Origin of the sequence: Polymorphobacter fuscus (assembly GCF_011927825.1) — a bacterium.
GTDB classification, from domain to species: domain Bacteria; phylum Pseudomonadota; class Alphaproteobacteria; order Sphingomonadales; family Sphingomonadaceae; genus Sandarakinorhabdus; species Sandarakinorhabdus fusca.
In genome coordinates this window covers 53,045-68,341 of sequence record NZ_JAATJI010000002.1, presented here as the reverse complement: position 1 = coordinate 68,341, position 15,297 = coordinate 53,045, and the positions used below count along the sequence as shown (strand labels likewise).

Annotated in this window: 9 protein-coding genes and 1 other RNA gene; all 10 read right to left on the bottom strand. The window is 64.5% G+C overall.

The features are described 5' to 3' along the window. Positions 1-4 precede the first annotated feature (4 nt). Positions 5-661: a DUF4893 domain-containing protein gene (locus GGQ62_RS13590; protein ID WP_152578184.1), complete on the bottom strand. Its 657-nt coding sequence runs from the start codon at positions 659-661 to the stop codon at positions 5-7. After that, positions 658-1,314: a guanylate kinase gene (gmk, locus tag GGQ62_RS13585; protein WP_152578185.1), complete on the bottom strand. Its 657-nt coding sequence runs from the start codon at positions 1,312-1,314 to the stop codon at positions 658-660. The genes GGQ62_RS13590 and gmk overlap by 4 nt, the downstream gene beginning before the upstream one ends. Positions 1,315-1,402: 88 nt before the next feature. Continuing rightward, a complete protein-coding gene (locus GGQ62_RS13580; protein ID WP_152578186.1) occupies positions 1,403-2,782 on the bottom strand; it encodes a class II fumarate hydratase in 1,380 nt (459 codons plus the stop codon). Positions 2,783-2,875: 93 nt separating this feature from the next. Continuing rightward, on the bottom strand, positions 2,876-3,346 hold the full coding sequence (locus GGQ62_RS13575; RefSeq protein ID WP_152578187.1) for an SspB family protein: 471 nt from the start codon (positions 3,344-3,346) through the stop codon (positions 2,876-2,878). A 118-nt stretch (positions 3,347-3,464) separates the two neighbouring features. Further along, positions 3,465-3,816: a transfer-messenger RNA gene (gene ssrA, locus GGQ62_RS13570) on the bottom strand. Continuing rightward, positions 3,796-4,914, bottom strand: coding sequence for a glycosyltransferase family 4 protein (locus GGQ62_RS13565; RefSeq protein WP_152578295.1), 1,119 nt, complete (start codon positions 4,912-4,914; stop codon positions 3,796-3,798). The genes ssrA and GGQ62_RS13565 overlap by 21 nt, the downstream gene beginning before the upstream one ends. A 173-nt stretch (positions 4,915-5,087) precedes the next feature. Further along, positions 5,088-5,612 (bottom strand): TetR/AcrR family transcriptional regulator, encoded by a 525-nt coding sequence (locus GGQ62_RS13560; RefSeq protein WP_152578188.1) that lies wholly within the window; start codon positions 5,610-5,612, stop codon positions 5,088-5,090. 106 nt (positions 5,613-5,718) lie between these two features. Further along, positions 5,719-6,408, bottom strand: coding sequence for a PEPxxWA-CTERM sorting domain-containing protein (locus GGQ62_RS16470; protein WP_243446176.1), 690 nt, complete (start codon positions 6,406-6,408; stop codon positions 5,719-5,721). A gap of 285 nt (positions 6,409-6,693) precedes the next feature. Beyond that, complete coding sequence (gene rpoC, locus GGQ62_RS13550; RefSeq protein WP_152578189.1) at positions 6,694-10,863, bottom strand: DNA-directed RNA polymerase subunit beta'; 4,170 nt, start codon at positions 10,861-10,863, stop codon at positions 6,694-6,696. Between the two features lie 71 nt (positions 10,864-10,934). After that, positions 10,935-15,077, bottom strand: a complete 4,143-nt coding sequence (gene rpoB / locus GGQ62_RS13545) for a DNA-directed RNA polymerase subunit beta (protein WP_152578190.1) — start codon at positions 15,075-15,077, stop codon at positions 10,935-10,937. Positions 15,078-15,297 lie beyond the last annotated feature (220 nt).

Genomic DNA, 15,297 nt, shown 5'->3' with positions numbered 1-15,297 from the left:
CGCATCAGGCCGGGCTGATCTCGACAATGGCCAGATTGGCCTGCCAGTTCGGCCAGGGCAGCTCCAGCCGCCACTTGCCGCCATCCATCGCCCGCAGCGCGCCGACGGCATCGCGGTCCGGATCGGCGCCATAGTGGATCGCTGCGGTTTCCCCGGCGAGCTTTGTCGTGCCCAGGAAGACGAACCGGTCGCCGTCAGGGTACAGCCGACCAACCAGCCGTTCGGGCCCCGCCTGCTGTTCGAACCGCAGGCCGTCGCCCTGGGCCGTGATGCGACAGGCGCCGGGCGCGCCGACGGTCACCATCGCCGCCGCCGGCGGTGCCATGCCGCCTTCGCGCTGTCCCATCTTGACCAGGCGGCAACGATAGCTGCCCGCCGTGGGCAGCGGCCCCGCCACCCGCGCCGCGACGACATCATCGGCATCCGCATTCATCGCCGCTGCATCGGGGACGACGACCGGGCCCAGCGCCGCCAGGGCCGCCCCCTGCCCTGCCGCCTGCGACTGGTTGAGCGACCGCGTCCATGCCTCCCACAGCCGTGCCAGCCGCTTGCGATCGGCGGGCGTGATATCCCGCTGCCAATATGTCGATGGCGCCGCCACGGCGACCGCAACCGGCGCCAGCACGAGCCCGGCCGCCAGCAACAGGGCAAGGCGCGTCATTGCCCCAGCATCCCGCGAACGAAGTCGGCAAGGCCGAGCTGGCGCTTGCGGCGCAGCCGCTCCGCCTTCAGGATCGCCCGCAGCTCCGCAAGGCACAGGTCGGCGTTGTCGTTAACCAGGATGTAATCATATTCGCCCCAGTGGCTGATTTCATCGCGGGCCCGGGCCATGCGCCCGGTGATGACATCGATCGGGTCGGTCGCCCGCCCCATCAGCCGGCGTTCCAGCTCGGCAAGGTCCGGCGGCAGGATGAACACCCGCACCAGGTCGCTGGCGGCATCGGTCTGCTGCAGCTGCTGGGTGCCCTGCCAGTCGATATCGAACAGCACGTCATGGCCCTCGTGCAGCGCCGCCTCGACCGGGCCGCGCGGCGTGCCATAGCGGTGGCCGAACACCGTTGCCCATTCGAGCAGCTGGTCGTCGCGCACCATGTCGGCGAAGCGATCGGGTGAGACGAACCAGTAATCCTTGCCGTCGACCTCCCCCGGCCGCGGTGGCCGGGTCGTCGCCGAGACCGACAGGGTGATATCGCCATCCCCTTCGAGCAAGCGGCGGGACAGGGTCGTCTTGCCGGCGCCCGAGGGCGACGACAACACGAACATCAACCCGCGACGCGGGGGCCGGTGGGACGCGGGACGAGCAAATTCGGTCATCGACCGTCGTTAGCCGGTTGTGGCGCCGCCGTCACGGGGGGACGGCCAGTGATGGTCGATCCGCGCATCGCGCGCCGGCGCGTGCGGATCACACCATCGTTTCGGGCCGAACCGCCGCGCGGAAGCCGGCTTCGTCGATGCTGCCGAGCGCCAGTGCCGCTTCCAGAAGCGAGGTGCCGTCGTGGTGCGCCTTCTTGGCGATCGCCGCGGCCGCGTCATAGCCGATTTCCGGCGCCAGCGCCGTCACCAGCATCAGCGAGCGGTCGACGAGTTCGGCCAGGCGGGCGCGATTGGGGGCGATGCCTTCGACGCAGCGCAGCTGGAAGCTGTCGATCGCATCGGAAAGGATGGCGATGCTGCCGAGCAGGTTGTGCGCGATCAAGGGCTTGAAGACATTGAGCTGCAGATGCCCCTGCAGGCCGCCGATCGACACCGCATGGGCATTGCCGATGACCTGGGCACAGACCATGGTCAGCGCCTCGCACTGGGTGGGGTTGACCTTGCCCGGCATGATCGAGCTGCCGGGTTCGTTTTCGGGCAGCGCCAGTTCGCCCAGCCCGGCGCGCGGGCCGGACCCGAGCAGCCGCAGGTCGTTGGCGATCTTGGTCAGGCCGACAGCGACGGTGGTGAGCACGCCGGCGACCTCCACCATCGTGTCATTGGTCGCCAGTGCTTCGAACTTGTTGGGGGCGCTGACCCATGGCACGCCGCCGGTCACGCCGGACAGCGCCGCGACAAAGGCCTCGCCAAAGCCTTCGGGCGCATTAAGCCCGGTGCCGACGGCGGTGCCGCCCTGCGCCAGGCGCGACAGGCGCGGCCAGAGCGCGACGATCCGGTCGGCATTGTCCTCGCAGGTCTGCGCCCAGGCCGATGCCTCCTGCCCCAGCGTCATCGGCACCGCATCCTGCATATGGGTGCGACCGATCTTGACGATGGCGGCCCATTCCGCCTCGTGCGCGCGGAATGCGGCCGCCAGCCCCCGCAGCGCCGTCAGCAGCCGGCCGCGCAATGCCAGCGCCACCGCGACATGCATGGCCGTCGGGAAGCTGTCGTTGCTGCTTTGCGACATGTTGACATGATCGTTGGGGTGCACCGGCGACTTTCCGCCGCGCCGCCCGGTCAGCACCTCGTTGGCGCGGCCGGCGATGACTTCGTTGACGTTCATGTTGGTCTGGGTACCGCTGCCGGTCTGCCACACCACGAGCGGAAACTGGTCATCGAAGGCGCCGGCCGCCACCTGGGCCGCGGCCGCCCCGATGGCATCGGCAAGCGCCGGGTCGAGGCCGTGGCTGCGGTTGACGATGGCTGCCGCCTGCTTGACGCGCGCCAGCGCGTGGATCAGCGGCAGCGGCATGCGCGTGTCGCCGATCGGGAAATTGCCGATCGATCGCTGGGTCTGCGCGCCCCAATAGGCGTCCGCCGGAACCTCGATGGGGCCAAAGCTGTCGGTTTCGGTGCGGGTGGTCATGTGTGTCTCCGGTCGCGATGGCGCCCGGTTAGCCCGTTGGCACGGTGTTGCGAAGCCCGCATGACGAATCCGGCGCGTCCGCCCGAACGGACGCTATTTCTTGCGGAAGCGGTCCAGCGTGACGACGTTCGAACCCGGCTCGATCGGTGCCGGCGGTTCGGGCTCGGGGTCGGGCAGCACCGTCGCTTCGCCTTCCTTCGGCGCGAACTGCAGCGCGAAATTGACGGCCGGGTCGACAAAGCCGGTCACGGCAGCGAAGGGAATGCGCAGCTTCGCCGGGACCTGGTTAAAACTGAGGCCGATCTGGAAGCCCTCGTCGTCGATCGCCAGATCCCAGTAGCGGTGCTGGATGACGATGGTCATTTCTTCGGGGTAGCGTTCCATCAGATGCCGCGGAATATCGACCCCCGGCGCGCGGGTGCGAAAGGCGATGTAGAAATGATGGGCGCCGGGCAGGCCGCCATCGGCATCGATCCGCTCCAGCACCGTGCGCACCACGTTGCGCAACGCGTCCTGGACGATCTCGTCATAGGGGATCAGGCTGTCGGGCGTCGATTCGGTCACGTTGGCCTATCCGTCTTGCCCCGGTTGAAGTCGCCCAAGTGACGTGTCCCGATCGATGGGTCAAGCCATGCAAGGCGAAAGTGGGGAGCTTCTGTTGCTCGGTGCTCCCCGTACCGCCGGTTTCCGCTTCTGTTGCCCGGGGCGGCCCGTCCCGCGCTTTCGGCCAGTGTAACTAGGTCCGTGAGGACCTTAGGTTACGCTGCGATTGCGAATGCCTCGTTGTCGTTGGCATTTAGGGTTTTTGAAACATTTAACGGCTTATTCATGCCGGGCAAAAGCTCTCGTCTTTCAACACACGTCGATCCTAGTTCGGCCCCGCAGCCCTTGCGATCAACCAAGGGTTTCATGGTGGAGCCGCCGGGTACTGCCCCCGGGTCCGCTGCATCTATTTCACGACGCTATTTATCGCCATAGACGGGCCGAAGCCCGACCCCCGCAACATAGGCGCCTTAACGGCGGTCTGCAAGGATGGTGCGATAGCGGTCGAGCACGGCGCCGTTGATCCTGTCCCAATCATAGGCCTGGGCGTTGGCCAGCCCGGCCCGGCCGGCGGCCGCACGGGCGCCCGAGTTGCCGAGGTAAAAGGCCAGCGCATCGGCAAATCCGGCGATGTCGCCGGGTTCGACCAGCCGACCGGTGACGCCGTCATCGACCAGGCAGTTGCTGCCGGTCGCCACGGCCGCGACGATCGGGATGCCACTGGCCATGGCTTCAAGGTTGATGTTGCCGAAGGTTTCGGTCGTCGACGGGTTGAGCAGCACTTCGGCGCTGGCATAGGCGGTGGGCAGATCCTCGCCGACCAGCGCGCCGGTAAAGATCGCGTCCGGAACCAGCGCTTCGAAATGCGCCCGCGCCGGACCTTCACCGACCACCAGCAAGCGGTGCGCAACACCGCGGGCGCGCAGCGTTTCGACAGCCGCCGCGACCGTATCCAGGCCCTTTTCGAGCACCAGCCTGCCGACAAAGGCAATCACGGGCTCGGCATCACCGATACCCAGGCTGCGCCGCCAGTCGAGCGAGCGCTTCGATGGATGAAACCGCGCCTTGTCGACGCCCCGGCTCCAGACCGCGCTATGGCCGATCAAGCCCTGTTCGCGCAGCACGTCGCCAAAGCCCTGCGACGTGACGAACACCTCGTCGAGCCCTTCGTAGAAGTTGCGCAGCAAGCGTTCGCCGGCCGGGCGGGCCCAACCCAGGCCATAATATTCGAGATAGGTTTCGAAACGGGTGTGGAAGGACGCCACGACCGGCACCCCCATGTCATGCGCCAGTTTCTTAGCCGAATGGCCGAGCAGATCGGGGGCTGCCAGATGGACGATGTCGGGGGCGAAGGCGCGGATATCGCGCTTCAGCGCCTGCGGCAGCGGGCGGGCAATGCGATATTCGGAGCGGCCCGGAATGGCGACCGACGGCACCGAGATCAACGTGCCGGCCGGCGCGAACGCCGGCGTGTCGCTGGTCGGCGAATAGACGCGGACGCTATTGCCCTGCGCCTCGAAGAACGCCACCAGCTTGTTGAGCGACTGGTTGGCGCCGTCCCGGACATAATTGTAATTGCCCGAAAACATCGCGATGCGCAGCGGCCGCGGGGCAGCGGCTGTGTCGTCGTCGATGTCAGGCCGTCGATAGGCTGTCGCCACGCCAGGTTCCTTCAACACTCGCCCGGACCATAGAACAGCATTGTGACCGGGTTGGGGCGGTGCACCCCTGTCACCGGCGGCGCGGCCCGGCGCGGAACGGGTCAGCCGGCGGCCAGCCGCGCCACATCCTCCATGCCGATGCTTTTCAGCAGCACCATGCCTTCCAGGCTCGTCAGCAGCTGCGCAGCATCGATGGCGCGCCGTTCGGGCGTCGGGGCGGCGACCTGGGCATAGCCCCAGGCATAAAATCCGCGCCCGATCGCTTCGCCGACCTCGGCAAACAGCGCATCGCCCTGCGCCGCCAGCGCCGCCATTTCCAGCCAGACGCGCATATAGGGCCAGAGCGCGTCGCCGAGCAGCAGCGGGACCAGCCGCGCCCGCACCTCCGGCAGCGGCATCGGCGCGGCCACGGCATCCCCGAGCATGACCGTCAGCCGCGATGCGATCGTTGCCAGCGTTGCGGCCAGCACCGCATTCTTGTCCTTGAAATGGTACAGCAGCATGCGATCGCTGAGGCCGGCGGCCTTGGCGAGTGGCCGCAAGCTCGACGCCGCCAGCCCATGCGCCAGAACATGGTCGGCGAGCGCATCGAGCATGGCGGCGCGGCGCGTGTCGGACAGGGTCACGCTATCATCTGATATGGACGCCGGTGCGGGGGTCAAGCGGCCGACAACAACAAAAAACCCTGCCGGCGGGTGCCGGCAGGGCAGGTTTGACGCTGCGCGGCCGCGGTCAGGCGGCTACGGCAACGCTCCGACGACGACGGGCAGCTGCACCGACAAGGCCGAAGCCCGTGATCAGCATTGCCCAGCTGGCTGGTTCCGGCACACCACCGACGGGATCGCCATCGGCAGTGGCGGCAAGGAGGATATAGCTGCCGCCAAAGCGGACACCATGGAACTGGTCGGTGCCTTCGATGCCGCGGAAGGCAAAGGCATTGAAGCCGCCCGGGGTGGAGATCGGCGCCAACGCGCTGAGGTCGAACGACTGAAGGACATTGCCCGAAACGTCGAGCGTCGAAAGGGTCGGCGCGTTACCGATGCCCGGGGCATAGTTCCAAAAGCCGTAGAATTGCGTCTGCGCCGATGCGAAGGTGATCTGGGCATAGCCGGTGCCCGAATCCACGCCGATATAGACCGCCGAGCCGCCAAAGCTGCCGTTGGCATTGAGGCCATAGCTGCCCTGGCCGACGACCGAACCCTGGCCGCTGTTGCCGCCGCCGCCGGGGGCAGCGGTAAAGGTCAGGCCGGGGCCGACGTTCACCGGCCCGAAGGTGAAATTATAGTCCCCCGTGGCATAAGGCGACAGGTTGAGCGTCGGGCCGGAATAGGCGCCGGGCGTTGTCACCAGCGTCGACGCTGTGGCGCCGGACGCCATCACGGCAGCGACGGTGGCCGCCGCCAGCATGCGAAAACCGAACATGAAAGTCTCCCCAGTTGATTGGCCCGTGCGGGCCAACTGCCTCGACAGGAGCAATTATCGTGCCAGTCGGAATCGTTTCGCTAAGTTATTGGAAATCTTTCATTCAACAAACCGGTCCGGGCAATGCGGTTACGAAAGTGTAAGCGAGCCCGACACTCTAATGACATTAACAATGTCATAACGCCGCGTGATTTCGGATGCACCCCGGGCAGCCGACAATCGAACATCGCACGAAAAAGCCCGCCGGATTGCGCCGGCGGGCCCTTTCGGTCGTGACCTGGCGGGTCAGGCGTCGCTGGCAGCCTCGGCGGGAGCGGCGATCGCTACCGCTTCGGCAGGTGCCTTCTGGGCCTGGCTGGCGCGCAACGCCGCGTCGCGGCTGTTGGCGGCAACGCGGAGCCGCGCCATGCCGGCGCCGGTGCCGGCCGGGATCAGACGGCCGACGATGACGTTCTCCTTCAGCCCCTGTAGCGTGTCGATCTTGCCCTGGACGGCGGCTTCGGTCAGCACCCGCGTCGTTTCCTGGAACGATGCGGCCGAGATGAAGCTCTTGGTCTGCAGGCTGGCCTTGGTGATGCCGAGCAGGACGGGCTTGCCTTCGGCAGCTTCGCCCTTCTTGTCGAGCTTGGCGTTCTCCGCGTCCATTTCCTCGCGATCGACCTGTTCGCCGACGAGCAGCGTCGTATCACCCGACTTGGTGATCTCGACCTTCTGCAGCATCTGGCGGACGATGGTTTCGATGTGCTTGTCGTTGATCCGCACACCCTGGAGACGATAGACTTCCTGGACTTCGGTGCACAGATATTCGGCCAGCGGTTCGATGCCGAGCACGTCGAGAATGTCGTGCGGGTTCGGGTTGCCGTCGATCAGATAATCGCCGCGGCGGACATAATCGCCTTCCTGCACCGAGACATGCTTGCCCTTGGGGACCAGATATTCGGCGAGTTCGCCGCCGTCTTCGGGACGGATCGAGATACGGCGCTTGGTCTTGTAGTCCTTGCCGAATTCGACACGCCCGTTGATGCGCGCGATGATCGCATTGTCCTTCGGGATGCGCGCCTCGAACAGCTCCGCCACCCGCGGCAGACCGCCGGTGATGTCGCGCGTCTTGGCCGCTTCGCGCGGGATACGTGCGACCACGTCGCCGGCGAAGACTTCCTGTCCATCGTTGACCGACAGAATGGCGTCGACGGCGAGCAGGTAACGCGCCGTTTCCCCCGACGAGTCATCGAGCAGGGTGATGCGCGGACGCAGGTCATCCTTCTTGTTGATGGCGCGCCAGTCCTGCACCACTTTCTGGGCGATGCCGGTGGCTTCGTCGACATTCTCCGACATGGAGACGCCTTCGATGAGATCCTGATACTTCACCTTGCCCGACTTCTCGGTGATGACCGGCAGGGTGTACGGATCCCATTCGGCCAGGCGATCGCCCTTGGACACGATGGCGCCTTCCAGATGCATCAGCGTCGCGCCGTAGGGAATACGGTGGATCGAACGCTCGCGGCCTTCGGCATCGCGCAGCACCAGTTCGCCGTTGCGCGCCATCGAGATGTTGCGGCCGCGGCTGTCGGCAATCGTCGACAGGGCGCGGAACTCGATGGTGCCGTCGACCGGGCTGTCGAGCGTCGACTGCTCGCTGACCTGTGCGGCGCCGCCGATGTGGAAGGTCCGCATCGTCAGCTGCGTGCCCGGCTCACCGATCGACTGGGCGGCGATGACGCCGACAGCTTCACCGATGTTGACCGGAGTCCCGCGGGCCAGATCGCGACCATAGCAGGTGGCGCAGACGCCGCCCTTGGTCTCGCACAGCAGCGGCGAGCGGATCTTCACTTCCGCCACGGCGGCCTTTTCGATCCGGGTGACATCGACTTCGCTGAGCAGCATGCCGGCGGGTGCCAGCAATTCGCCGGTCTTGGCGTCGCTGATGTCCTGCAGCACGGTGCGGCCGAGGATACGTTCCCCCAACGAGACGATGGTGTTGCCGCCTTCGACAATGGCCTTCATCAACATGCCGCGTTCGGTGCCGCAATCCTGCTCGCTGACAACGCAATCCTGGCTGACATCGACCAGACGACGCGTCAGATAGCCCGAGTTGGCGGTCTTCAGCGCGGTGTCGGCGAGACCCTTGCGGGCGCCATGGGTCGAGTTGAAATATTCAAGGACGGTCAGGCCTTCCTTGAAGTTCGAGATGATCGGCGTTTCGATGATCTCGCCCGACGGCTTGGCCATCAGGCCGCGCATGCCGGCGAGCTGCTTCATCTGCGCCTGCGAACCACGGGCACCGGAATGCGCCATCATGTAGATCGAGTTGATCTGCATGTCGCGGCCGTTGGCATCGACCTTGCGGGTGCGGATCTCGGTCATCATTTCTTCGGCGACCTTGTCACCGCAGCGCGCCCAGGCATCGACGACCTTGTTGTACTTTTCGCCCTGGGTGATCAGGCCGTCCTGATACTGCTGCTCGAAATCCTTGACCATCGCCTTGGTGCCATCGACCAGCGGGCCCTTGGCGGCGGGGATGACCATGTCGTCCTTGCCGAAGCTGATGCCCGCCTGGAAGGCGTGGCGGAAGCCCAGCGACATGATGGCGTCGGCGAACAGAACCGTCTCCTTCTGGCCGGTGTGGCGATAGACGGTGTCGATGACATCGCCGATCTCCTTCTTGGTCAGCAGGCGGTTGATGGTCTCGTACGGCACCTTCGACGATTTCGGCAGGGTTTCGCCCAGCAGCATGCGGCCCGGCGTCGTTTCGACACGGCGCAGCACCATGTTGCCATTCTCGTCGGTGGTTTCGACGCGGGCGCGGATCTTGGAATGGAGCGTCACCACCTTGGCGTGGAGGGCCTGGTGGACCTCCGCCATGTTGGCGAACGCCATGCCTTCGCCCGGTTCCTTGTTCGACTCCATCGACAGATAATAGAGCCCCAGGATCATGTCCTGCGACGGGACGATGATCGGCTTGCCGTTGGCCGGGCTGAGGATGTTGTTGGTCGACATCATCAGGACGCGCGCTTCCAGCTGCGCTTCGAGCGACAGCGGAACGTGGACGGCCATCTGGTCACCATCGAAGTCGGCATTGAACGCCGAGCAGACGAGCGGGTGCAGCTGGATCGCCTTGCCTTCGATCAGCACGGGTTCGAACGCCTGGATGCCGAGGCGGTGGAGCGTCGGCGCGCGGTTGAGCAGCACGGGATGCTCGCGAATGACCTCGTCGAGGATGTCCCAGACTTCCTTGCGCTCCTTTTCGACCCACTTCTTGGCCTGCTTGAGAGTCATCGACAGACCCTTGGCGTCGAGACGCGAGTAGATGAACGGCTTGAACAGCTCGAGCGCCATCTTCTTGGGCAGCCCGCACTGGTGCAGCTTCAATTCCGGCCCGGTAACGATGACCGAACGACCCGAATAATCGACACGCTTGCCGAGCAGGTTCTGGCGGAAGCGGCCCTGCTTGCCCTTGAGCATGTCGGACAGCGACTTGAGCGGCCGCTTGTTGGCACCGGTGATCGTCCGGCCGCGGCGGCCGTTGTCGAACAGCGCATCGACGGCTTCCTGCAGCATGCGCTTTTCGTTGCGGACGATGATGTCCGGTGCGCGCAGCTCGATCAGCCGCTTGAGGCGGTTGTTGCGGTTGATGACGCGGCGATAGAGATCGTTGAGATCCGACGTCGCGAAGCGGCCGCCATCGAGCGGCACCAGCGGGCGCAGTTCGGGCGGGATGACCGGCACGACGGTCATGATCATCCATTCGGGCTTGTTGCCCGATTCGATGAAGCTCTCGACGACCTTCATGCGCTTGATGATCTTCTTGGGCTTCAACTCGGACTTGGTCGTCGCCAGTTCCTCGCGAAGCGTCACCATCTCGCCTTCGAGGTCCATTTCCTCGAGCAGGCGACGGATCGCCTCGGCGCCGATGCCGGCAACAAAGCCGTCCTCGCCATATTCGTCCTGCGCTGTCAGCAGTTCGTCCTCGGTGAGGAGGTCGAACTTCTTCATCGGCGTCAGGCCGGGTTCGATGACGACATATTGTTCGAAATACAGCACGCGCTCGAGGTTCTTCAGCTGCATGTCGAGCAGCATGCCGATGCGCGACGGCAGCGACTTGAGGAACCAGATGTGCGCAACCGGGGCGGCCAGCTCGATATGGCCCATGCGCTCGCGCCGGACCTTGGATACGGTGACTTCAACGCCGCATTTTTCGCAGACGATGCCCTTGTACTTCATGCGCTTGTACTTGCCGCACAGGCATTCGTAATCCTTGATCGGACCGAAGATGCGCGCGCAGAACAGGCCGTCGCGCTCGGGCTTGAACGTGCGGTAGTTGATGGTCTCGGGCTTCTTGATCTCGCCGAACGACCAGCTGCGGATACGCTCCGGCGACGCCAGCGAAATCTGGATCTGGTCGAACGTCTCGGGCTTGGCGGCCGGCGAGAAGAAATTCATCAGTTCGGTATTCATAAGCTTTCCTTCCTGCTCCCCTCCCGTTCACGGGAGGGGTCGGGGGTGGGAATGACGTCGGCGACGAGAGGCTAGTCGACCTTCTCGTGGCTCTGCAGTTCGACGTTGAGGCCCAAGGACCGCATTTCCTTGACCAGCACGTTGAAGCTCTCCGGAATGCCGGCCTCGAAGGTGTCGTCACCCTTGACGATCGCTTCATAGACCTTGGTTCGGCCGATGACGTCATCCGACTTCACCGTCAGCATTTCCTGCAAGGTGTAGGCGGCGCCATAAGCCTGCAAGGCCCAGACTTCCATTTCCCCGAAGCGCTGGCCACCGAACTGCGCCTTGCCGCCCAGCGGCTGCTGGGTAACGAGCGAGTACGGCCCGATCGAACGTGCGTGGATCTTGTCGTCGACGAGATGGTGCAGCTTGAGCATGTAGATATAGCCCACCGTCACCTTGCGATCGAACTGGTCGCCGGTGCGGCCGTCGAACAGCTCGACCTGACCCGACGTGTCGAGCCCGGCCAGTTCCAGCATGTGGCTGACATCGGCTTCGCGCGCGCCATCGAACACCGGTGTCGCCATCGGCACGCCGCCGGCGAGGTTGAACGCCAGCTCATGGACCTTCTCGTCGGTCATCCCGGCGATGTCGCTGTCATACTGGCCGGCATAGATTGCCTTCAGCTTGTCGCGCATCGCATCGGTGTCACCCGACGCCAGGTCCTTGCCCTTGGCATGGATGTCTTCCAGCATCGCACCGATCTGCTTGCCGAGGCCGCGGGCGGCCCAGCCGAGATGGGTTTCGAAGATCTGACCGACATTCATGCGGGACGGCACGCCGAGCGGATTGAGCACGATATCGACCGGGGTCCCGTCGGCGAGGAAGGGCATGTCTTCCTGCGGCAGGATGCGGCTGATGACACCCTTGTTGCCGTGGCGGCCGGCCATCTTGTCCCCGGGCTGCAACTTGCGCTTCACCGCGACGAACACCTTGACCATCTTGAGCACGCCCGGCGGCAGTTCGTCGCCGGACTGGAGCTTGCCCTTCTTGTCGTCGAGCCGCGCGGTGATCAGCGCCTGCGCATCGTCCCACTGCGCCTTGATGGCTTCGAGTTCGGCCTGCACCGAATCCTCGGCGACGCCGAACTTCCACCATTCGCGGCGCGGATGCTCCTCGAGCAGGGCGTCGTCGATCTCGGCGCCCTTCTTGACGCCCTTGGGCGCTGCGACGGCTACCTGGCCGAGCAGACGGTCGCGGACGCGGTTGTAGGTGGCGCGATCGAGAATGGCGCGTTCATCGGCGGCATCCTTTTCGAGCCGTTCGATTTCCTCGCGCTCGATCTGCAGGGCGCGTTCGTCCTTGTCGATGCCGTGGCGGTTGAACACGCGCACTTCCACCACCGTCCCGGCAACGCCCGGCGGCAGCTTGAGCGAGGTGTCGCGGACGTCCGATGCCTTTTCCCCGAAGATGGCGCGCAGCAGCTTTTCTTCCGGCGTCATCGGGCTTTCGCCCTTGGGCGTGATCTTGCCGCACAGGATATCGCCCGGTTCGACTTCGGCGCCGATATAGACAATGCCGGCTTCGTCGAGGTTGCGCAGCGCTTCCTCGCCGACGTTCGGAATGTCGCGGGTGATGTCTTCCGGCCCGAGCTTGGTGTCGCGCGCCATCACTTCGAATTCTTCGATGTGGATCGAGGTGAAGACGTCTTCCTTGACGATCTTCTCGTTGATCAGGATCGAATCTTCATAGTTGTAGCCGTTCCACGGCATGAACGCGACGAGCGCGTTGCGGCCCAGCGCCAGTTCGCCATCCTCGGTCGACGGACCGTCGGCGATGATGTCGCCCTTCGACACCAGTTCGCCGACCTTCACCAGCGGGCGCTGGTTGATGCAGGTGTTCTGGTTCGACCGCTGGAACTTCATCAGCGTGTAGATGTCGACGCCCGACTTGCCGGCTTCGACTTCGGTCGTCGCACGGATGACGATACGCGTCGCATCGACCTGGTCGATGATGCCGCCACGGCGGGCAGCGATCGCAGCGCCCGAATCGCGCGCCACGGTGCCTTCCATGCCGGTGCCGACGAACGGTGCCTCGGCCTTGACCAGCGGCACCGCCTGGCGCTGCATGTTCGAACCCATCAGCGCGCGGTTGGCGTCATCATTTTCCAGGAACGGGATCAGCGATGCCGCGACCGACACCAGCTGCTTGGGGCTGACGTCCATCAGGGTGATCTGGTTCTTCGGCGCCATCAGGAATTCGCCGGCTTCGCGCGCCGAGATCAGGTCTTCGGTGAAGCTGCGATCCGTGTTGGTGTCGGCATTGGCCTGGGCAATCGTGTGCTTGGCCTCTTCCATTGCCGACAGATAGACGACATCGTCGGTCAGCTTGTTATCGACGACCTTGCGATACGGCGTCTCGATAAAGCCATATTTGTTCACCCGGCTGAACGTCGCCAGGCTGTTGATTAGGCCGATATTCGGGCCTTCCGGCGTTTCAATGGGGCAGATACGGCCATAGTGCGTCGGGTGAACGTCGCGGACTTCGAAACCTGCCCGTTCGCGCGTCAGACCGCCCGGCCCCAAGGCCGACACGCGGCGCTTGTGGGTGACTTCGCTGAGCGGGTTGGTCTGGTCCATGAACTGCGACAGCTGCGAGCTGCCGAAGAATTCGCGCACCGCGGCGACCGCCGGCTTGGCGTTGATCAGGTCGTTCGGCATGACGGTGTCGATATCGACGCTCGACATGCGCTCCTTGACCGCACGCTCCATGCGCAGCAGCCCGACGCGATACTGGTTTTCCAGCAGCTCGCCGACCGAACGCACGCGGCGGTTGCCGAGGTTGTCGATGTCGTCGATCTCGCCCTTGCCGTCCTTGAGGTTCACCAAAGTCTTGATGACTTCGAGAATGTCCTCGCGGCGCAACACCGTCATGTCGTCGGCGACATCGAGGTCGAGACGCATGTTCATCTTGACGCGGCCGACAGCCGACAGGTCATAACGGTCGGCGTCGAAGAACAGGCCATAGAACATGGCTTCGGCGGTTTCACGCGTCGGCGGTTCGCCAGGGCGCATGACGCGATAGATTTCGCTCAGCGCATGGTCACGCTCTTCGACCTTGTCGGCCATCAGCGTGTTGCGGATCCACGGCCCCACCGAGACATGGTCGATGTCGAGCAGTTCGATCGACGACTGGCCCGACTTGTCGATCTTGTCGAGGTTTTCGGCCGTCAGCTCGTCGCCGGCTTCGATGTAGATTTCGCCGGTCGCCTCGTTGATCAGGTCATAGGCGCTGTAGCGGCCGAAGATCTCCTCGGTCGGGATCAGCAGCGTGGTCAGGCCGTCGGTCACCGCCTTGCGGGCGATGCGCGGCGTGATCTTGGTGCCGAGCGGGAAGACGACTTCGCCGGTTTCGCCATTGACAATGTCGAACGTCGGCTTCTGGCCGCGCCAGTTTGCCTCCACGAACGGCACGACCCAGCCGGCTTCACCCTGCGAACCATGGCCGCGCACCCAAGTGACGCGGTTGTAGAACAGGTTGAGGATCTCTTCCGAATTCCAGTTGAGCGCATAAAGCAGTGTCGTGACCGGCAGCTTGCGCTTGCGATCGATACGGACGTTGACGATGTCCTTGGCGTCGAATTCGAAATCGAGCCACGAGCCGCGATACGGAATGACGCGGGCGGCGAACAGATATTTGCCCGATGCATGGGTCTTGCCGCGATCATGATCGAAGAACACGCCCGGCGACCGGTGCATCTGCGAGACGATGACGCGCTCGGTGCCGTTGATGATGAAGGTGCCGTTGTGCGTCATCAGCGGCATGTCGCCCATATAGACGTCCTGCTCCTTGATATCGAGCACCGACCGGGTTTCGGTATCGGCATCGACTTCAAAGACGATCAGGCGCAGCGTCACGCGCATCGGCGCTGCATAGGTCATGCCGCGCTGGCGGCATTCGTCGGTGTCGTATTTGGGCTCTTCGAGCTCGTAATGGACGAAGTCGAGTTCGGCGGTGCCGGCGAAATCGCGGATCGGGAACACCGAGCGCAGCGTCTTTTCAAGACCCGAGACATAGCCGTCGGCCGGGCGCGAGCGCAGGAAATGTTCGTAGGATTCGCGCTGCACTTCGATGAGGTTGGGCATCTGCACCACCTCGCCGATCTTGCCGAAATCCTTGCGGATGCGGCGGCGCGCGTTGAAAATACCGGGCTGCTTCATCTGGGTGGCCATGGGATCGTGTCGCCTCTCAAAATCGCGTCGCGTCGACGGCATGTCGCCGATTACAACAAAAACCGCACGGCTTTCGGGCCTATCCACCAGGGAATCGGCCGAATACCGCACGGGCCTTGGGCGTTGGAACCTGCCTGCCCCCTATTCGTCGCGGTCCGGTCGCACCAGATCTGAACCGTGTCCCGGGGGCGGGAAGGATGGCGAACACGGCTGAAAACGC